Below are 19,242 nucleotides of genomic sequence, written 5' to 3'. Positions count from 1 at the left end.
ACCATGAGGGTGTACGCGTGAATCTAATCAAGAAAATGCTGGCCGTACCAGCTGCCGTATTGGCCCTTTGGGCAGTCAGCGCAACAGCTGCGACCAACGACGACATTGCCAAGCGACTCGAACCAGTCGGACAAGTGTGTGTACAAGGTCAAGAATGCAAGGGCATGGAAGTTGCTGCTTCCGCAGGCGGCGGCGCTGCCAAGACCCCGGACGATATTATCGCCAAGCACTGTAATGCCTGTCATGGCAGTGGCTTGCTGGGCGCACCGAAAATAGGTGACACCGCTGCCTGGAAAGAGCGTGCCGACCACCAAGGTGGCCTGGACGGTATCCTGGCCAAAGCAATCACCGGCATTAACGCCATGCCGCCTAAAGGCACTTGCGCGGATTGCTCGGATGACGACCTGATGGGCGCCATCAAGAAAATGTCCGGCCTGTAAGCCTGCAATTTCGACAACAAAGCCCGCCACGAGCGGGCTTTGTTGTTTCTGCAGGCCAGGCTCGCTCCCGCTGGTGTGGACTGGGGAGCAAACTCAAGCCATGCTCGGTCCAACCTGCAAGGATGACCGGGAGGCGCAGATGCCACAGAGTTGCTCAATCGAAAAGGCAGTAGACGAAGTGTTGGCGCGTTTGCCCGCACATATCCACATGGGGCTGCCCTTGGGCCTCGGCAAGCCCAACGCTTTCGTCAACGCCTTGTATGCGCGTGTTCGGCAACTGCCCCAGCGGCGTTTGACGATTTATACCGCGCTCAGCCTGGGGCGGCCTGATCTAGGCGACGGCCTGCAGCGGCGCTTTCTCGAACCGTTCCTCGAACGGGTATTTGCCGACTATGAAGAGCTCGAGTACCTGAGCGACCTGCGCAAGGATTGTTTGCCAGCCAACATTCGCGTCGAGCAGTTTTTCATGCAGCCCGGCAGCCTACTGCACAGCGCCACGGCTCAACAGGATTACGTCAGCAGTAACTACAGTCACGCAGCGCGGGACATCAATGCGAAAGGTTTGAACCTGGTGGCGCAGTTGGTAGCGCAGGATACGCAGTACCCAGACCACCTGAGCCTCAGCTGTAATCCGGATATCACGCTCGATCTGCTGCCGATGATCGAGCGCCGTCGTGCTGCCGGGGAAACCATCCTGCTGTTGGGTCAGGTGCACGCCGAGCTTCCCTACATGCCCGGTGGCTCGGAATTGCCCCGTCAGGATTTCGACTTACTGATTGATTCGGTTGAGCGCAGGCGGCTGTTTTCCACACCGAATATGCCAGTCACGCCCCAGGATCATTTCATCGGCTTGCATGCCAGCACCCTGGTGCGCGACGGCGGCACCCTTCAGATCGGCATCGGGGCCATGGGCGACGCCCTGACCGCGGCGCTCCTGGCGCGAGAGTCTGAGAGCCAAGCCTACCAGGCACTCCTGGGTGCGATGAACCTGCATCCCTGGCACGCCTTGATCGAGCGCGAAGGCGGCACCGAGCCTTTCGTTCACGGCTTGTATGGCTGTAGCGAAATGTTCGTCAACGGCCTGTTGGCACTGTTGGAAGCAGGCATTATCCGGCGCCCGGTCGCTGGCGGCGTGTTGGCACATGGCGGCTTCTTCCTCGGGCCTCGGGCGTTTTATCAGCGCTTGCGCGACATGCCGCTGGAAAGCCGCAAACGTATCGACATGTGCGCAATCAGCTACATCAACGAACTGTTCGGCGAGGAAGCGCTCAAGCGTTCGCAGCGCCTGGATGCACGCTTCATCAATACCGTGTTCACCATGACCCTCATGGGGGCCGGGGTTGCCGACCAGTTGGAAGACGGACGGGTACTCAGCGGCGTTGGGGGGCAATACAACTTTGTCGCTCAGGGTCATGCCCTGGAAGGTGCACGCTCGATTCTACTGCTGCGTAGTTGGCGGGAGTCGGCTGGGGAGGTGAGCTCGAATCTGGTCTGGGAGTACGGCCACTGCACTATTCCAAGGCACCTGCGTGATGTGGTCGTCACTGAGTACGGGATCGCCGACCTGCGCGGGCAGACCGATGCCGAAACCATCCGGCGACTTCTGCAGATCTGCGATTCGCGTTTTCAGGCCGGGTTGATCGCACAGGCGCAGAAGGCCGGCAAGCTGCCGTCCGACTTTGCCTTGGCGCCACGCTTTACCGACAACACACCGCAGCGCTTGCAACGCTTGCGTGACGGGCACGCGCAGTTGTTCCCCGAGTACCCGTTGGGCAGTGATTTCACTGAGCAAGAGCGCGATTTGTTGCGTGCGTTGAACTGGCTCAAGAGCAAATTCAAATTGAGCGAGGTACTGTCGTTGGGCAAGGCCGCCTTGGACGCTCCGGCACCGGAGGCTTATCCACAGCAGTTACAGCGCATGGGACTGGCGCAGCCGCAGGGGCTCAAGGATGAGCTGTACCAGCGCTTGCTGCTGGCGGGGTTGCAGGCGACTTCGTCGGTTTGAGGACACTATCGCAGGGCAAGCCCGCTCCCACGACTTTTGTGTGGGAGCGGGCTGTCCCCGCGACATGAGCGCCGGCTTACTCGATGAAAGTAACCACGCCATCCTTGAGCGACTTGACCCGGGCCAGCGACTCAACGCGGTAGCCCTGGCTGTCCAGTTCGGCACGGCCGCCCTGGAACGACTTCTCGATAACGATACCCAGGCCGGCAACGGTAGCGCCAGCTTGTTTGATGATCGAAATCAGGGCCTGAGAGGCTTTGCCATTGGCCAGGAAGTCGTCGATCACCAGCACGCGATCGCTGCTGTTGAGGTGGCGCGGGGAGATCGCCACGGTGTTTTCAGTCTGCTTGGTGAAGGAATATACCGACGCGGTCAGCAGGTTTTCGGTCAGGGTCAGCGACTGGTGCTTGCGCGCGAAAATCACCGGTACACCCAGCTTCAAGCCGGTCATCACCGCCGGGGCGATACCCGAGGCCTCGATAGTGACGATCTTGGTGATGCCGGAGTCGGCGAACCGACGGGCAAACTCGTCGCCAATCAGTTGCATCAGCGCAGGGTCGATCTGATGGTTAAGAAACGCATCGACTTTGAGAACCTGATCGGAAAGCACGATGCCTTCTTCGCGAATCTTCTGGTGCAGTGCTTCCACTGTGGTATTTCCTCGATGTAGCAAGAGTGGCCACGGCAGTACGCCGCAGCAAAGGTTGATTATCTAACGTTTAAGCATGGCGCGGATATCGGCCAATGCATTATTGCCGCGTGCGGCCTTCACTTCGGTCGGCGCATCGTCAAGGCCTTCCCAGGCCAGGTCATCATCCGGCAGCTCGTCGAGGAAGCGGCTTGGCGAGCAATCAATGATCTCGCCGTACTGCTTGCGCTTGGCTGCAAAGGTGAAAGCCAGGGTCTGGCGTGCGCGGGTAATGCCCACGTAGGCAAGACGTCGTTCTTCCTCGATGGTGTCAGCTTCGATGCTGGAGCGGTGGGGGAGAATCTCTTCCTCCATGCCCATGATGAACACATAAGGAAACTCCAGGCCCTTGGACGCATGCAGCGTCATCATTTGCACGCCCTCGGCACCGTCTTCCTCTTCCTGCTGACGTTCAAGCATGTCACGCAGGACCAGCTTGCCAATGGCCTCCTCGATGGTCATTTCACCGTCTTCATCCTTTTCGAGGGTATTTTTCAATGCCTCGATCAGGAACCAGACGTTGCCCATTCGAAAGTCTGCAGCTTTGTCGCTGGAACTGTTGGTGCGAATCCAGTTTTCGTAATCGATGTCGGTGACCATGCCGCGCAAGGCCGCGATAGGGTCTTCCAGAGCGACTTGCTCACGAACCTTGTCCATCCAGCGCTTGAAGCGCTGCAGACGGTCGGTGAAACGGCTGTCCAGATGCTCGCCCAGGCCCAGCTCTTCACTGGCGGCGTACATCGAAATCTTGCGGTCGGTGGCGTAGTTGCCGAGCTTTTCCAGGGTGGTTGAGCCAATTTCGCGGCGCGGCACGTTGATCACGCGCAGGTAGGCGTTGTCGTCATCCGGATTGACCAGCAAGCGGAAGTAGGCCATCAGGTCTTTGACTTCCTGACGCCCGAAGAAACTGTTGCCGCCAGACAGGCGATACGGCACCTGATGGTGCTGCAGCTTCAACTCAATCAGCTTGGCCTGGTAGTTGCCGCGGTAAAGAATGGCGAAATCGCTGTAGGGGCGATCGGTACGCAGGTGCAGGCTGAGAATTTCCATGGCCACCCGTTCGGCCTCGGCTTCCTCGTTCTTGCAGCGGATCACACGAATCTCGTCACCATGGCCCATCTCACTCCACAACTGCTTTTCAAAGGCATGCGGGTTGTTCGAGATGAGCACGTTGGCGCAGCGCAGAATACGGCTGGTGGAGCGGTAGTTCTGCTCCAGCATCACCACCTTCAGTGACGGATAGTCCTCTTTGAGCAGCATCAGGTTTTCTGGACGTGCGCCGCGCCAGGCGTAGATCGACTGGTCGTCGTCGCCCACCACGGTGAACTGGTTGCGCGTGCCGATGAGCATTTTCACCAGCAAATACTGGCTGGCGTTGGTGTCCTGATATTCATCCACCAGCAGGTAGCGAACTTTGTGCTGCCATTTTTCCAGGATGTCGGCGTGCTCCTGGAACAACTTGACCGGCAGCAGGATAAGGTCGTCGAAGTCCACCGCGTTGAACGCCTTGAGCGTGCGCTGGTAATGGGCATAGACGATGGCGGCGGTCTGCTCCTTGGGATTGCGCGCCTTTTCCAATGCTTCAGGCGGCAGGATCAGATCGTTTTTCCAGGCGCCGATCATGTTCTTGATCTCGTCGACGCCATCGTCGCCCGAATACTCTTTCTGCATGATGTCGGTCATCAAGGCTTTGACGTCAGTCTCGTCAAAGATCGAGAAGCCCGGTTTGAAACCCAGGCGCTGATGCTCCTTGCGGATAATGTTCAGGCCCAGGTTGTGGAATGTCGACACAGTCAGGCCGCGCCCTTCGCCTTTGCGTAGCAGGGTGCCGACCCGCTCTTTCATCTCGCGCGCGGCCTTGTTGGTGAAGGTCATCGCCACGATGTATTGCGCACGAATGCCGCAATTCTGGATCAAGTGCGCGATTTTACGGGTGATCACGCTGGTTTTGCCGGAACCGGCACCGGCGAGCACCAAAAGAGGGCCGCCGACATAGTTCACGGCTTCTTGTTGCCGGGGATTGAGTCGGGACATGAAGAAAACCGGGGTCGCCTGAAAAATAGCCGGGCATTTTAGCAGGCGTAGAGAGATTCTGCCGCGACCGTCTGACAGTGTGACGTACCACTCGATCTAAATTTGCCGCTTTTGATACTTTCCCGCAGGATGCATGGCGAAACCTGCGGGATGTCGGCAAATGGATAGGCGCGACTTTAAGTGAAAATCATTTTCACTAATGGTTTAGGATGAGCCTCTCGCTGCCCATTGTCATTTGACTGCGTCCACGTCCTAAGGAGCCAGCTTGTCTACGCCTGTCGAACCCTTGCGTTTGCTGTTGCTGGCTGATGAGCCCGAATGGGCCTCGGCCCTGCGTGATTGTCTGGCACCGCTGGCGGGTAGCGCGGTGATGTTGACCGCACCCAGCTGGGACGCGGTCGATAGTTTGTTTGCCAATGACCGCAACGCATTGGTACTGGCAACGCCGCAGCTGCAGCCTGCGCCAGGGCGCTGCATCCTGCCGATGGTGTTGTTGCTTGAGCAGGAACCGCAATCGCCACCACCGGGCGTCAGCGACTGGCTGGTGCTTGATCAGTTGGGCCCCGATATCCTGCGCCGTAGCCTTCGTCATGTACGTGAGCGTGGCGTGCTGGAAGCCACCTTGCAGCGCCTGGCCGAGCAGGACCCGTTGACCGGTATCGCCAATCGCCAGGGCTTCCAGACCCTGCTGGCCGCACGCCTGGCCGACAATGAGGGACGGGGCGTCGCCCTTGGGCATCTGGACTTGGATAACTTCCGTCGAGCCAACGACGCGCTGGGTCACCAGGCTGGCGACCGCTTGATTCTGCAGGTGGTCGGGCGTTTGAAGAGCCAGCTTGAGGCCGGTGACCAGGTGGCGCGCCTGGGCAGTGATGAATTTGCCCTGCTGATCGATACGCGACGTGAACCGCAACGTGCCGAGTGGATGGCCGAACGCATTACCGAGGCCTTGGCCGAGCCCTATTGGGTCGATGGCGAGAGCTTGCTCCTCGGCTGCAGCCTGGGTGTTGCCCATGCGCGTGCGCAGGGTGGCGCTGATCCTTTGATGTGGCACGCTCACATTGCCATGCAGCAGGCCAAAGGTACCCAGGGTTGCACCTTTCATATCTTCAACGAGCGAATAAACCGCAACGCTCGCAGCCTCGCTGATCTGGAGAGCGAGTTGCGCCGCGCCCTGCGTCGCGATGAACTGGAGTTGCACTATCAGCCTCGGCTGGACATGACCGACGGGCGCATCGTTGGCCTGGAAGCGCTGGTGCGCTGGCGGCATGCCGAGCGTGGTTTGTTGCCACCCAGTGAGTTCGTGCCGCTCGCCGAGCAGAGTGGTTTGATTGTGCCCTTGGGGTACTGGGTAATCTCACGAGCCCTGCGCGACATGCAGGCGCTGCGGGAAAAGGGCCTGGCGCCCTTGCACATGGCGGTGAACCTGTCGTTCCGCCAGTTTCAGGACAGCCAGCTGTTGGCGACGCTGAGTCGGCTGATCATCGAGCATGGCGTGGATGCGCGATGGCTGGAGTTCGAACTTACCGAGACGGCGGTGATGCGCCGTAACGATCTGGTCGAGCAAACCATGGATGCCCTTGGGCGGCTGGGCGTGCGCTTTTCTCTCGATGACTTTGGCACTGGTTTCTCATCCTTCGTCCACCTCAACAGCCTGCCGATTACCCTGCTCAAGGTCGATCGCAGTTTTGTCGGTGGCATGGAAAAGCGTGAGGAGAACCGCAAGCTGGTCCACGCCATGATCAACCTGGCGCATAACCTTAACCTCGAGGTGGTGGCCGAAGGGGTGGAAACCCCCGAGCAATTGGACCTGCTGCGCAGTTTCAACTGTGACCAGGTTCAGGGGTTTCTGATCAGCCGGCCGTTGCCAATCGATGAGCTGATGACGTTTCTACTCAGTGGCGCGGCGCAGCAATCCATCGCCTTGTAGTGGGGCAACCGTGGTCTGGGAGCAGGCGTTGCTGGCGTTGGGGCTGCTGCGCAGCCCTTCGCGGATAAATCCGCTCCGAGTGCAGTTTTACGCCGCTGATACGGCAGTTTTCAAGCTGCCAGCATTGCGCAGTAAGCGCTTCATCCGCCACTCGAACGCCAGTGTCAGGCTTATTGCCGCACAGGCCAGGCCCACTGCCAGGCCCCACCAGACGCCGACCGCACCCATCCCGAGGGTAAAGGCCAGCAGCCAGGCTGCCGGAGCGCCAATCACCCAGTAACAGAACAGTCCCACCAGGAAGGTGGTCTTGGCATCCTTGAGGCCACGAATCGAGCCCATGGCGATGGTTTGTACGCCATCGAACAGCTCGAACCAGGCCGCAACCATCAGCAGGCTCACGGCCAATTGGATAATGTCGGCGAAGGCGGGATCACCGTGATCGAGGAACAGCCCCACCAACGGATCAGGCAACAGCCAGAACAGGATGGCGAACATCAGCATCATCGTCGCCCCGAAACCGATGCCGACCCGCCCGGCATGCCGCGCGCCAGGTAGATTACCCGCGCCATAGTAGAGGCCGACGCGCATGGTGACCGCATAAGACAGCCCGGCCGGGATCATGAAGGCGGTGGAAACGATCTGCAGGGCAATCTGGTGGGCTGCCAGTTCCGTGCTGCCCAGTACGCCCATGCACAGCGCGGCAAAAGCGAACAAGCCGACTTCCACCGTATAGGTTCCGCCAATGGGCAGTCCCAGGCGCCAGAGCTCACGCAGGGCTGGCCAGGAGGGGCGGCTCAGGCCAGTGCGAATCGGATAAGGGGCATAGGCCGGGTGCCAGCGTATGTATAGGGCCATGGCCACGGCCATGCAGTTGGCAACGACGGCCGTGACCAGGCCGATTCCGACCAGGCCCAGCTTGGGCAAGCCGAACATGCCTTCGATCAGCGCATAGTTGAGCAGGAAGTTGGCCACCGTGCCGATCAGGCTGATGACCATTACTGGCGTCGAGCGGCCGATGGCGCTGGTGAAGCCGCGCAAGGCCATGAAGCTCAAGTAGCCGGGAAGGGCCAGAGGAAGCAGGAGCAGGAATTGGGCGGCGGCTTCGACGTTGTTCGGGCTTTGGCCCAGTAGCAGCAACACCGGTTCAAGGTTCCACAGCGCTAGCGCTGCGACAATGGCCATGGCCCAAGCCAGCCACAGTCCGGCCTGAGTCAGGCGGGTAGCGCCGGGTATGTCACCGGCACCTTTGCGTATCGCCACCAGGGTACCGACGGCAGCAATCACTCCCAGGCAGAAAATCGACACGAACGAATAGCTGGCCGCACCCAGGCCACCGCCGGCCAGGGCCTGTGGGCTGATGCGGGCCATCATCAGGGTGTCGGTCAGCACCATCAGCATGTGGGCCAACTGCGAGGCGATCAGCGGACCGGCCAGGCGCAGCAGAGCCTTGAGTTCATGTGTGGGTGCGACCTGCATTGAATCGTCCTTTTTTGAAGCTGATTTCGGAAAGTTTGAAATTCTCATCTTTTGTAAGGTTTTGCACAAAAGGATAAAAGCGATCATTGGCATGATTAAAACTCATGCCGGTATGATGTTGACCAACACTCAGGCAGCACCTGCAGGATTGACCACATGTCCCGTCGTTTACCGCCGTTGTATGCGTTGCGAGCCTTTGAGGCTGCTGCCAGGCACAGCTCGTTCACCCGCGCCGGGGATGAGTTATCAATCACCCAGAGCGCAGTCAGCCGACACATCCGCACATTGGAAGAACATTTCGCCTGCCGGTTATTCGTGCGCAATGGCCGCAGCTTGCAGCTCAGTGAGGCGGCCCGCTTGCTGCTGCCCGGGGTGCGCGAAGGTTTTGCCGCGCTGGAACGTGCCTGCAATACGCTACGCAGTGAGGACGACATCTTGCGCATGAAGGCACCTTCGACGCTGACCATGCGTTGGTTGCTCGCGCGACTCAGCCGATTTCGTCATCTGCAACCGGGCAACGAGGTGCAACTGACAAGTGCTTGGATGGATGTTGATCACGTCGATTTCAACCATGAGCCATTCGATTGTGCGGTGTTGCTGGGCGATGGGCGCTTTCCCCCGGACTGGGAAGTGGTACGGCTGTTTTCTGAGCTATTGATTCCGGTGGGCGCGCCCGATCTCCGGGCGGACGGCCCCTGGGACGCCAAGCGCCTGGCAGGCATCGAGTTGCTCCATCCGACACCTGACAAGCGCGACTGGCGCAGTTGGCTGGCGCGCATGGGCCTGACCGACAAGGTCTCGCTGAAGGGTGGGCAAGTGTTCGATACCCTGGAGCTGGGCATGATTGCGGCAGCCCGGGGGTATGGCGTATCGATGGGTGATCTGCTGATGGTGGCCGAGGACGTGGCTCAGGGGCGTTTGAGCCTGCCCTGGCCAACGGCGGTAGCCAGTGGTCTGGATTATTACCTGGTGTGGCCAAAGACCCGGCCGGGGGGCGAGCGGTTGCGCCGCTTGAGTGACTTCCTGCAGGGCGAAGCCGCCGCGATGGACCTGCCGAAGGTGCAGGTCCTCAGTTAATTATCGCGGCAGTTGTCGGCGCGGGCTGGCCCGGCGATGACGCCGTTACAACTCAGGCAAGTCCAGCGCTCGGGCACACGCCTGCAACGAACGCTGCTGACTTTGGGCATACAGCGCCAGCTCATCCTGTACCGACCTGCCCAATGCCTGTTCGAACGCATCGCGATTGGCATTGCTGCCGTACTCGCTATGGGCATCGTCCCCCAGGTTGGACTGGAAGATCCCCGCAGCGCTGACCGGTAGGAAGTCTTCGTACACCAGTGCTGCAAATTGCACATGCCCGGCGTCGATCAGTCCTTGTAACGAGGTTGGGCGCTGGGTTTCTCCACGTGCTGCAAGGCCACGTTCGGTCGGGAAGTAGTGAAAGTACGCCAGGTCCTGTTCACGCATTTGCGCCAAGTCGTCCGGAAATGCCTGAAAGCTTTCCTCGAGCAAGTTCATGTAGCGCTCGGCGTTGGCTTCTGCCGGCACGCCACCCAGCGAGTCACGCGCGGCATCAAGCAGTTGGTCATACAGCTGGCGACCTTTGGGCGTCAGTGCTGCGCCGCGCTGCTCGATCTCGCCGAAACGGGCGGTATGGCTGCCGCTGGCAGCGCCCTGCTGATCGCTGAAGGCGACCTTTTCCTGCAGGGCTTTGAAACTGGTCTGGCGCAGCAGGATAGGGCAGCGACGCGGTGGTGGACCTTCGATCACGGCCTTGGGTGAAATGCCTTTGGCTGGCATGCCTGCCTGAATGGCGTCGATGTCGAGGGTTCGCGGTGTCAGGTGATTGATGTGCGGGCCTTTGAACGCCACGACATCGGCGATCAACCGGTGTTGATCGTGCAACTGTTGATACTGCTGCGCTGTCACGGTGGCGTCCTGGTGCCAGCGGAAAGTGTGCAGGGCTTCACTAACAAAGGCGTCGGCATCGCTGGCGTTCAAGCCGCCATCACGCTCGCACTGCTGAACCAGCTCCAGGGCGCGTGGAGTGAAGATCTGCCGTTTGGCGAGAATCTGCCGTGACAGTTCTCGCAGCGCTGGGTTGTCGATCAACTCCAGACGCAGCAACGAAGTGAATACCCGGAACGGACTGATGTGCAACGATTGCTCATGAACGGCCCGAAAGGCAGTTGAATGTACCGGTACGCCAGCGGAACTGAGGTCGTAGTAACCCACCGGGTGCATACCCATCACCGCGAACAGGCGGGCGATGGTGGCAAGCTCCTCGGCGGTGCCGACTCGGATTGCGCCATGACGCTCCTGGTCCAGGCGCTCGATCTCGCCGGTCAGGCGCAGGGCTTGAGCCACTTGCGGCTGCTCGGCCATGACCTGCTGGTTGACTTCGCTCACCAGCGTCAGCAGCGTGCCATAGAGCGGCACCTCTTGTTTGTACATGAGCGACATGGCGGCCGAGAACTGCGCGCGAATGCTGTCCGGGCTAACGAAATCTTGAGCGGGCATCGAAAGCTTCCTGGTGAAGTGGGCACCGCTACATGAAAGCGAGGAATGCACTACTCCCGCAAGCGAAAAAAAGTCGATCAATTATTCCGTAAATTCGTGATCTTCCGGCGCCAATTCGGTAGCGATCCATTCGACCAGTGCGCGCACTTTCGGCACCTCCGCTGCATGCTCGGCAAACGCCAGAAAATGTGAGCCATTGCTGCGCATGCTGTGCTGCCAGGGCACGACCAACTTGCCCTCAGCCAGCTCCTGCGCCACCAGATAACGCGGCACCAGGGCCACACCGCAGCCGGACTGGGCAGCACTGAGGCTCATATAGAAGGTGTCGAAGCGTGGTCCGTGGTAGCTATGGGCCGAGTGCAGGCCTTGTTCCAGGAACCACTCATGCCAAGCCTCGGGGCGCGATGTGCTTTGCAACAGCACAAGCTCGGACAATTCGCTGGCGTCTTTGAGCGTGCGGCCCTGCACCAACTCCGGTGCGCAAACCGGCACAACCTCTTCGCCGAATAGCTCCACACAGGTAGCTCCAGGCCAAGTGCCTTGGCCGAAGAAAAACACCACGTCGGCTTTACCCTGCAGCAGCGCGAAGGGTTCCATCTCGTTGCGGATATCCAGATGGATATTCGGGTGGCGTTTGCCGAAGCCTTTTAGGTGAGGAATCAACCAGCGCACGCCAAAACTCGGTTGAGTGGCTACTTTCAATACTTCGGTCTGCTGACCGTAGGAGAGGATGTAGCGGCTGGACATGTCTACCTGGGTGAGGATCTTGTTGACCTCGGCCAGGTAAAGCGCACCAGCAGGTGTCAATTGCAGGCGGCGGCGGATGCGCAGGAAAAGGTGATGGCGCAGCATCTCCTCAAGTTGGGCGACCTGTTTGCTCACCGCGCTCTGGGTCAGATGCAATTCTTCGGCTGCGCGGGTAAAGCTCAGGTGCCGGGCGGCAGCCTCGAAACACTGCAGGGCGGCCATCGATGGCACCAGACGTTTGGACATAGCAGTCTCTAAGCGGGTAGATCATTACCTGGCGGAATGATATGCAGAATAAAGGTCGTTTGTTGCGCCAGAGTGATCGGATTAATACTGATCCGGATCACTAATTCAACCACTCATCGCATGCAGGAGAAGAAAATGGTTGATGGACTGCTTGACCGCCTCGGTGTCCCGGCCACTGCCTACACCCATGGCAACCATCCCGTTCACACCCCTATCGATGGCAGCGCGATTGCCTCGGTGCACCTGGAAAGCAAAGCCCAGGTCGTGGCAAAAATCGACAAGGCTGCGCAAGCATTTCAGGCTTGGCGCAATGTTCCGGCGCCGCGTCGCGGTGAGTTGATTCGCCTGTTCGGCGAAGTACTGCGTGAAAACAAGGCTGCCCTGGGTGAATTGGTTTCGGTCGAAGCCGGCAAGATTACTCAGGAAGGTCTGGGTGAAGTGCAGGAGATGATCGACATTTGCGACTTCGCCGTGGGTCTATCGCGCCAGTTGTACGGTTTGACCATCGCCTCTGAGCGCCCTGGCCACCACATGCGTGAAACCTGGCACCCGCTTGGCGTGGTCGGCGTCATCAGCGCCTTCAACTTTCCGGTTGCCGTTTGGGCCTGGAACACCACGCTGGCGCTGGTTTGCGGTAACGCCGTGGTGTGGAAGCCTTCCGAGAAAACCCCGCTGACCGCGCTGGCCTGCCAGGCGCTGTTCGAGAAAGCCCTGAAAGCCTTTGGCGATGCGCCAGAAGGTCTGAGCCAACTGATTATCGGTGATCGTGAAGCCGGTGAAGCGCTGGTCGACGACCCGCGTGTGCCGCTGGTCAGCGCCACCGGCAGTACCCGCATGGGGCGCGAAGTCGGTCCACGGGTTGCCGCCCGCTTTGGTCGCAGCATCCTCGAACTGGGTGGCAACAACGCCATGATCCTGGCGCCTAGCGCAGACCTGGACCTGGCCGTGCGCGGCATCCTGTTCAGCGCCGTCGGTACGGCCGGTCAGCGTTGCACCACCCTGCGTCGTCTTATCGTGCATCGCTCGATCAAGGACGAGGTGGTTGCACGGGTGAAAGCTGCCTACGCCAAAGTGCGTATCGGTGATCCGCGCAAGGACAACCTGGTTGGGCCACTGATCGACAAGCAGTCCTTCAGCGCCATGCAGGATGCCCTGGCGCGTGCTCGCGATGAAGGCGGCCAAGTGTTTGGTGGTGAGCGTCAGTTGGCAGAGCAGTATCCGAATGCGTACTACGTATCGCCAGCCATTGCCGAGATGCCGGCGCAAAGCGCCGTGGTGTGCCACGAAACCTTCGCCCCGATCCTCTACGTGCTGGCCTATGACGACTTCGAAGAGGCCCTGCGCCTGAACAACGAAGTACCGCAAGGCTTGTCCTCGTGCATTTTCACCACCGACCTGCGTGAAGCAGAGCGCTTCCAGAGCGCTTCGGGCAGCGACTGCGGTATTGCCAACGTCAATATCGGCACTAGCGGAGCGGAAATTGGGGGGGCCTTCGGCGGCGAGAAAGAAACCGGTGGCGGTCGTGAGTCGGGCTCTGATTCGTGGAAAGCCTACATGCGTCGTCAGACCAATACCGTGAACTACTCGCGTGAGCTGCCATTGGCGCAGGGGATCGTGTTCGACTGATCCGGTTGTTCGCGGGTCCAGCCCGCTTCTACAAGTCTCAATGATACTGTGGGAGCACGCTGGCTCCGCGACAAGCGCTCCACCGAACAACAATAATCAAGGAAGCCGGCCATGCCAGAGCTGCGTCAACACTGTTTGTGGGAACACGTAACCACGCTCGCTGCGCCGGTCGATAAGCTGGCCACCGAACTCAAGGCCGACGTCTGCGTCATTGGCGGTGGCATTACCGGTCTTAGCGCCGCGCTGCACCTGCTTGAAGCTGGCAAGTCGGTGATCCTGCTGGAAGCCTGGAAGATCGGCCACGGCGGTTCGGGTCGCAACGTCGGTCTGGTCAATGCCGGTACCTGGATTCGTCCCGATGACGTTGAAGCTACGCTTGGCCAACAGCAAGGCAGTCGCCTGAACAAGGTCCTCGGCGAGGCACCTGCTGAAGTTTTCGCCACTATCGAACGCTTGGGCATCGACTGCCAGGCACACAATACTGGCACCCTGCATATGGCGCATAACGCCACCGGAGTAGCCGACTTGCAGGCGCGTCATCAGCAGTGGAGCCGTCGCGGAGCCGACGTCGAATTGCTTACTGGCGCAGCGTGTGAGGAATACTGCGGTACCGACAAGATTTCCGCCGCGCTGCTCGACCGCCGCGCTGGCACCATCAACCCCATGGCCTACACCCAAGGCCTGGCGGCAGCCGTCAGCCGCCTGGGTGGGCAGATTTTCCAGCAGTCCGCTGTCGAGGGACTGGAGCGCGAAAACCGCGGCTGGCGAGTGAAAACTGCCAATGGCGCGGTCAGCGCCGACAAAGTGGTTATCTCCACCGGCGCGTACACCGAAGGCGATTGGACCTCGCTGCAGAAGCACTTTTTCCGGGGCTACTACTACCAGGTCGCCTCGGCGCCGCTGCAAGGCGCTGCGGCTGATAACGTGCTCAAGCACGGGCAAGGCTCCTGGGACACTCGCACCGTGCTGAGCAGCATTCGTCGTGATGATGAAGGCCGGCTGCTACTCGGTAGCCTGGGTCGGGTCGACAACAAGCCAAGCTGGTTCATTCGCAGCTGGGCCGACCGTATCCAGAATCACTACTTCCCGCAGTTGGGCAAAGTCGAGTGGGAAATGCACTGGACCGGCTGCATCGACTTCACCCCTGATCACTTGATGCGCCTGTTCGAGCCGGCCCCGGGCCTGGTCGCGGTCACCGGCTACAACGGCCGGGGCAACACCACCGGAACGGTGATCGGCAAGGCCTTTGCGCAGTTCCTCCTACAAGACAACCCGGATACCCTGCCTGTTCCGTTTTCGCCAATGAAGCCGGTTTCAGCACCGGCCCTGCGCACCGGCTTCTATGAAACCGGCTTCTCGCTGTATCACGCCGGGCAATGTTTGCGCGTGGTGTTGTAACGGCTACTTGTGCAGCCAACTGAGAAAGCCGCCTTTCTTGATGGCTGCCGGCTTTTGTTCCAGCAGCGACTGCCGCGTTTGCTGACGGATACGTTGAAGCTTGATCAGCGCTGTCTTGACTTCGCCCCGTTGCTCAAGACAGCTGCGCACTTCGTCTTTGTCGATGCGGTACAGAAGACAACTGGACAAGGTGCGAAACTCAGCCGTTGAGTCTTCAGCCTCAAGTAGGTTCTCAACCCCCAGGATCTCGCCCGGCCCCATGCGTCCGGCCTCGATCAGCTTGTCACCGTCCCGCACCACCACCGACACCACGCCAGTGCCTATCACCAGCAGATAGTCCGAGTTATCACCCACGCCCAGGATCACCTGATCAGCCAGGTATTCGACTGACGTCATGCGTTGGCTGAGGTTGTCTTTTTCCTCGCTGCTCAGTGAGCGGAAAATGCGTACGTCTTCCAACAGCGCACGCTGGCGGGTCCAGGTTTGGGATGGCAGACTGTCGGTATTCCACACCACGCCAGTTGCTTCGAGGTGGCGATGAGCGAGGTCGAACAGGTGATTGCGTGTATCGGTTTTCTGGCTCATTGAACTGACAAAACCGCTGGCTTCGTATTCGACCGATTCCAGCGTGGAGCTTTTAATGGTGACCTTGGGTGGCGGCGTGCTCAGCAGCGTACGCGTACCTTGCAGGGCTTTCTCCAGCGCATCGAACACGCGCCGAGGACGGACTCTCGCCGGAATCACCACGCTGATCGACACGCCGTGTACATCGTTTGGCTGACTGAAATTGAGCAGTTTGGCCTTGGCCGCTACCGAGTTGGGAATTACCGCCAGGCTGCCGTTGCCGGTCAGCAGGCGGGTGGCGCGCCAGTCGATATCGATGACCTTGCCTTCAGTGCCGTCGATGCTGATCGAGTCACCTATCTGATAAGGGCGGGTGGTGTTGAGGACAATCCCGGAGAACACATCGCTCAGGGTGCTTTGCAGCGCCAGGCCAATGACAATCGCCATTACCCCCGAGGTCGCCAGCAGCCCCTTTACCGGTAGCTGCAACACGTAAGCGGCTGCGGCGACAATAGCCACTAAAAAGATCACCGCACCGAGTACGTCTTGCAGCAGGCGGCCGGTATGGCTACTGCGCGCTACCAAAATCACGCCGATCACAACGGTCATGGTCCGCGCTGCGAATAGCCACCAACCAATGCCCAGAACAGTTGCCAACAGATTGCGGGCTACATCGTCGGTCCAAGGCGCTGGCTGCAACGGGCTTACCCCGGAACTGATCAACACCCAGGTAAACAACAGGAACACACCCAGGCGCAGGCCGATACGCAAGGCGCGCCGCTTGAGCGGGGTCACTTGCCAGAGCAGAATATCGAGTGCGATCAGAACGATACCGATCAGCAATGGGTAACTCTGGATAAGAGCGAACATACCGATCTCGCGGCGGTGGGGTGTTGCTAGTAAAGAGCAGGTTTGCGGCAATTACTACTGGTGGGTACCTAGAACATGAAGTAGACACTGGCGCTGGTCTGGTCCAGATCGATATCACCCACCTTGAGCACTTCTTGCTCCAGGCGCACGCCAATGTTGCGCAACACATCGACCTCGACGCCAAGGCCGTAGGTCATGTCCAAATCACTGCTGTCGCCGGCGACGTCTTTGTCCGCATCCCAGGCGTGGACGCCGGCGCTGGCGAACAGGCGTATGCGTTGACCTATGGGAAAGCCGAGGTGCGCGGTGGCTTGCAGCGAGTGGCCTTCGAAGTCCGCGTACTCACCATCGAATTTGCCCAGGTCTACCCAGGCACCTTCGAGCGCCAGGTATGGGTTCAGCCGGTAGCCTACAAAGGCCTTGTAGGCGTTGTCGTCATCGCTCAATTGATGCTCGTCGGTGTCAACCTTGGTGAGGCCGCCGCCCAGATAAAGGCCACGGTCATCCGCCATGACGCCGACAGAGCTGAATACGACCAAAGCGGCTACAAACTGTTTTGCGAATTTCATTGTTCATCCAATGTGGGTTGGTTAATGGGAAGGGGGTCTATCAAACCGAGCCCTTGGGCTGGAATTCTCTGTCCAGCCGTTCGCGAATCAACCGCGCAGCGGTATCCATGGCGGGATAGATGTCTTCGACGACAGGCCCTTTGTCTTGCCCGATATTGCGACCGCTGGCCCGGTCTACGGCGCGGCCAAGGGTTACACCGGTCAGGCTGTCGCTGACTTCGCTCTGGAAGAACAAGTAAAGCGTCTCGTCACGCACTCCCGTGGCGTGCAGGGAAAGCCCGACCAACATACCGATGGGAATGTATTCGGTGACATTCGGATCACGCGGGGCGCGTTCGATGTCGGCAATCGAAACTTGAAGCGCGAGTGCCCCATGGGTTGGCTTGTCTACTACGCGATAACCCGCAGCAGTCAGCTGCTTTTCCAGTTGCGCGCGAAAGTGCGAGCGAAGCTTGTTTGCGTCGCCATCAAAGTTGGCAAGTCTGGGATCGGTAGTGTCGAAGGAAATGGCTTTTGGCAAATTGATGAATATTGTCTTGTCATAATCCTTCGACAAGGGCGCGGAGGATTTCTTCCAGGCAAGGCTACTGTCATCGTGCTCGATAACAGTGAGGGAAGTATTTGCTCGTTGCTCGGGCGCTATAGCGGTGTCGATGGTGGGAGCCATCGAGCAGCCAAATAGGCTCATCGAGAGCAAAAGCAGAATTAACGTTCTGAACGGCATGGAGGATTCCTGTTGGCGCCACCCTGATGTGACTGGCGCATCGCACTCTGAAGCTGGAGTGGAAAAAGCAGGAATCAAAAATCGTTATTTATGGCCTGTAGGGCGCGCCCGACTGGACGCGGCGGTCCCCGCGGTCAGTCGTTCATGCACCTCAAACGGTCGAGCTCAAGCATGTAGTAGCAAAGCGTATCGCCACCTGAAGGAATGACCGCCAGGTTGAGAATTGAGCCTAACCTGAAGTACTGGCGAGCAAACAGCAATTCCGAATTGCGGCGCACGTCGAACAGCTCTTCATGGCTGCTGGCCTGCAGGTCTTCAACCTTGATCTTCAATCGCCAGCGAGAGACATCGACAAACGACGTACCGACGGCTACGTGTCGTTCCTTGTCGCCTAATCGTTCAAGCACGCTAATAACCGCGCTCGGTTCGCTTATGGTCAGCCCCTCCTTGGAGTCCAGAACATTCTGAGCCATGAAGTTATGCCCTTCGGTTCGATAAGGCTGGCTGTTCTTGAACGGGCGGGGAAGCTCAATGAAGAGCGCCGCCAGGCTCGCAGACACCACAATTGCGATGACAAGCCAGTGGGGCCATGCAGTTCGAATATTTTTCATCATTCAGCGGCCACACATTTTTTTAGCATGCTGGCGAGGGACTCATCATGCAACTGGAACTCAGCGTTGTAAGTAAGTCCCGTTGTTCTGATGCACGATATATTAAAGCGTGGGCCGGTTCGGCTTATAAACGCTTGACCTTTCATTCCTTGTGTTGGCAAGTCTAGTTCTGCAATATAAGATTTAAGTTTTTCGACTTCATGCTTGTTTTTACCGACCGCTGAAATTGAAAGTTCACCCTGCTTTATAACGACTACCTGCAGCTCGTTAACCGGTTCATACCAAGCATATATCCGCCATACAGCGAACACTGCCAGTACTGCCGCAGCCAGGTAACCCAGTTGGACTGGTCTGCCAATTCCTCGCTTACGACTGGGCGCTGGCGGGGACGGCTCGCTGCTTGAAGGGCCTTGTTCCAGGTCTTCTTGCTCAGGCGCTGCTGATGCCTCGGGTCCGTTGATCAGGTAGTCGCTGTTGAAGCGATAGCCTCGGCGCGGCACGGTGATCAGGATCTCGTGATCCTTGCTGTCGCCGAGGATATTCCTGAGCATGAATATCGACTGGTTGAGGCTGCCGGTGGAGACGATACGATCATCCCAGGCGAACTCTTGAATGGCTTCGCGTGAGCAGGTTGTACCAGGGCTCATCAGCAAAAGTTCGAGTATGCGCGAATCTGCTCGCGCCAGTGATACTTCCTCGCTGGTGCCGGGTGATTTCTCGATAATTATCTTGCAGTGTTCGGAATTAAACTCCACAAGAGCGCTGTTTTTCAGTCGAAAATGGTAGATCATCAA

General features: G+C 59.1%; 16 protein-coding genes. 6 read left to right on the top strand and 10 right to left on the bottom strand.

Going from position 1 to position 19,242, the window contains the following annotated elements; genetic code table 11:
• The first annotated feature begins 17 nt into the window (after positions 1-17).
• Positions 18-440 (top strand): cytochrome c5 family protein, encoded by a 423-nt coding sequence (locus D3Z90_RS25950; RefSeq protein WP_178084197.1) that lies wholly within the window; start codon positions 18-20, stop codon positions 438-440.
• 139 nt (positions 441-579) lie between these two features.
• Entirely contained in the window at positions 580-2,445 is a 1,866-nt protein-coding gene (locus tag D3Z90_RS25945; protein WP_136479049.1) for an acetyl-CoA hydrolase/transferase C-terminal domain-containing protein, read from the top strand.
• A gap of 76 nt (positions 2,446-2,521) precedes the next feature.
• On the opposite strand, the gene D3Z90_RS25940 is transcribed toward D3Z90_RS25945, so the two are convergent.
• Entirely contained in the window at positions 2,522-3,094 is a 573-nt protein-coding gene (locus D3Z90_RS25940) for a xanthine phosphoribosyltransferase (protein ID WP_136478722.1), read from the bottom strand.
• A 63-nt stretch (positions 3,095-3,157) separates the two neighbouring features.
• Positions 3,158-5,167: a DNA helicase Rep gene (gene rep / locus D3Z90_RS25935; protein ID WP_136478721.1), complete on the bottom strand. Its 2,010-nt coding sequence runs from the start codon at positions 5,165-5,167 to the stop codon at positions 3,158-3,160.
• 265 nt (positions 5,168-5,432) lie between these two features.
• Here rep and D3Z90_RS25930 point away from each other — a divergent pair, with 265 nt between their 5' ends.
• Positions 5,433-7,097, top strand: coding sequence for a bifunctional diguanylate cyclase/phosphodiesterase (locus D3Z90_RS25930; protein ID WP_136478720.1), 1,665 nt, complete (start codon positions 5,433-5,435; stop codon positions 7,095-7,097).
• Positions 7,098-7,184: 87 nt separating this feature from the next.
• Here D3Z90_RS25930 and D3Z90_RS25925 read toward each other — a convergent pair whose 3' ends face one another.
• Positions 7,185-8,573, bottom strand: a complete 1,389-nt coding sequence (locus D3Z90_RS25925) for a NorM family multidrug efflux MATE transporter (protein ID WP_136478719.1) — start codon at positions 8,571-8,573, stop codon at positions 7,185-7,187.
• A gap of 156 nt (positions 8,574-8,729) precedes the next feature.
• On the opposite strand from D3Z90_RS25925, the gene D3Z90_RS25920 reads away from it, so the two are divergent.
• Complete coding sequence (locus tag D3Z90_RS25920) at positions 8,730-9,650, top strand: LysR substrate-binding domain-containing protein (RefSeq protein ID WP_136478718.1); 921 nt, start codon at positions 8,730-8,732, stop codon at positions 9,648-9,650.
• Positions 9,651-9,695: 45 nt separating this feature from the next.
• On the opposite strand, the gene D3Z90_RS25915 is transcribed toward D3Z90_RS25920, so the two are convergent.
• Entirely contained in the window at positions 9,696-11,093 is a 1,398-nt protein-coding gene (locus D3Z90_RS25915; RefSeq protein ID WP_136478717.1) for a VOC family protein, read from the bottom strand.
• An 81-nt stretch (positions 11,094-11,174) separates the two neighbouring features.
• On the bottom strand, positions 11,175-12,086 hold the full coding sequence (locus D3Z90_RS25910) for a LysR family transcriptional regulator (protein WP_136478716.1): 912 nt from the start codon (positions 12,084-12,086) through the stop codon (positions 11,175-11,177).
• A gap of 135 nt (positions 12,087-12,221) precedes the next feature.
• Here D3Z90_RS25910 and D3Z90_RS25905 point away from each other — a divergent pair, with 135 nt between their 5' ends.
• Both D3Z90_RS25905 and D3Z90_RS25900 read left to right on the top strand, forming a co-directional pair.
• The gene (locus tag D3Z90_RS25905; RefSeq protein ID WP_136478715.1) at positions 12,222-13,712 is read left to right on the top strand and encodes an aldehyde dehydrogenase family protein; all 1,491 of its coding nucleotides are present in this window, start codon (positions 12,222-12,224) and stop codon (positions 13,710-13,712) included.
• Between the two features lie 111 nt (positions 13,713-13,823).
• A complete protein-coding gene (locus D3Z90_RS25900; RefSeq protein WP_136478714.1) occupies positions 13,824-15,110 on the top strand; it encodes an FAD-binding oxidoreductase in 1,287 nt (428 codons plus the stop codon).
• A gap of 3 nt (positions 15,111-15,113) precedes the next feature.
• Here the strand turns inward: D3Z90_RS25900 and D3Z90_RS25895 are convergent, their stop codons facing one another.
• The 5 genes from D3Z90_RS25895 to D3Z90_RS25875 form a co-directional block, all read right to left on the bottom strand.
• Positions 15,114-16,544: a mechanosensitive ion channel family protein gene (locus D3Z90_RS25895; protein ID WP_136478713.1), complete on the bottom strand. Its 1,431-nt coding sequence runs from the start codon at positions 16,542-16,544 to the stop codon at positions 15,114-15,116.
• 68 nt (positions 16,545-16,612) lie between these two features.
• On the bottom strand, positions 16,613-17,113 hold the full coding sequence (locus tag D3Z90_RS25890) for an outer membrane beta-barrel protein (protein WP_136478712.1): 501 nt from the start codon (positions 17,111-17,113) through the stop codon (positions 16,613-16,615).
• Positions 17,114-17,153: 40 nt separating this feature from the next.
• Positions 17,154-17,837, bottom strand: coding sequence for a DUF3313 domain-containing protein (locus D3Z90_RS25885; protein ID WP_136478711.1), 684 nt, complete (start codon positions 17,835-17,837; stop codon positions 17,154-17,156).
• Between the two features lie 134 nt (positions 17,838-17,971).
• Positions 17,972-18,451: a hypothetical protein gene (locus D3Z90_RS25880; protein ID WP_256658288.1), complete on the bottom strand. Its 480-nt coding sequence runs from the start codon at positions 18,449-18,451 to the stop codon at positions 17,972-17,974.
• Positions 18,448-19,239, bottom strand: coding sequence for a winged helix-turn-helix domain-containing protein (locus D3Z90_RS25875; RefSeq protein WP_136478710.1), 792 nt, complete (start codon positions 19,237-19,239; stop codon positions 18,448-18,450). Before D3Z90_RS25875 ends, D3Z90_RS25880 begins: the two co-directional genes overlap by 4 nt.
• Positions 19,240-19,242: the final 3 nt, after the last annotated feature.

The sequence above is a fragment of the Pseudomonas sp. DG56-2 genome (assembly GCF_004803755.1).
GTDB classification, from domain to species: domain Bacteria; phylum Pseudomonadota; class Gammaproteobacteria; order Pseudomonadales; family Pseudomonadaceae; genus Aquipseudomonas; species Aquipseudomonas auratipiscis.
This window is presented reverse-complemented; position numbering and strand designations above follow the sequence as displayed.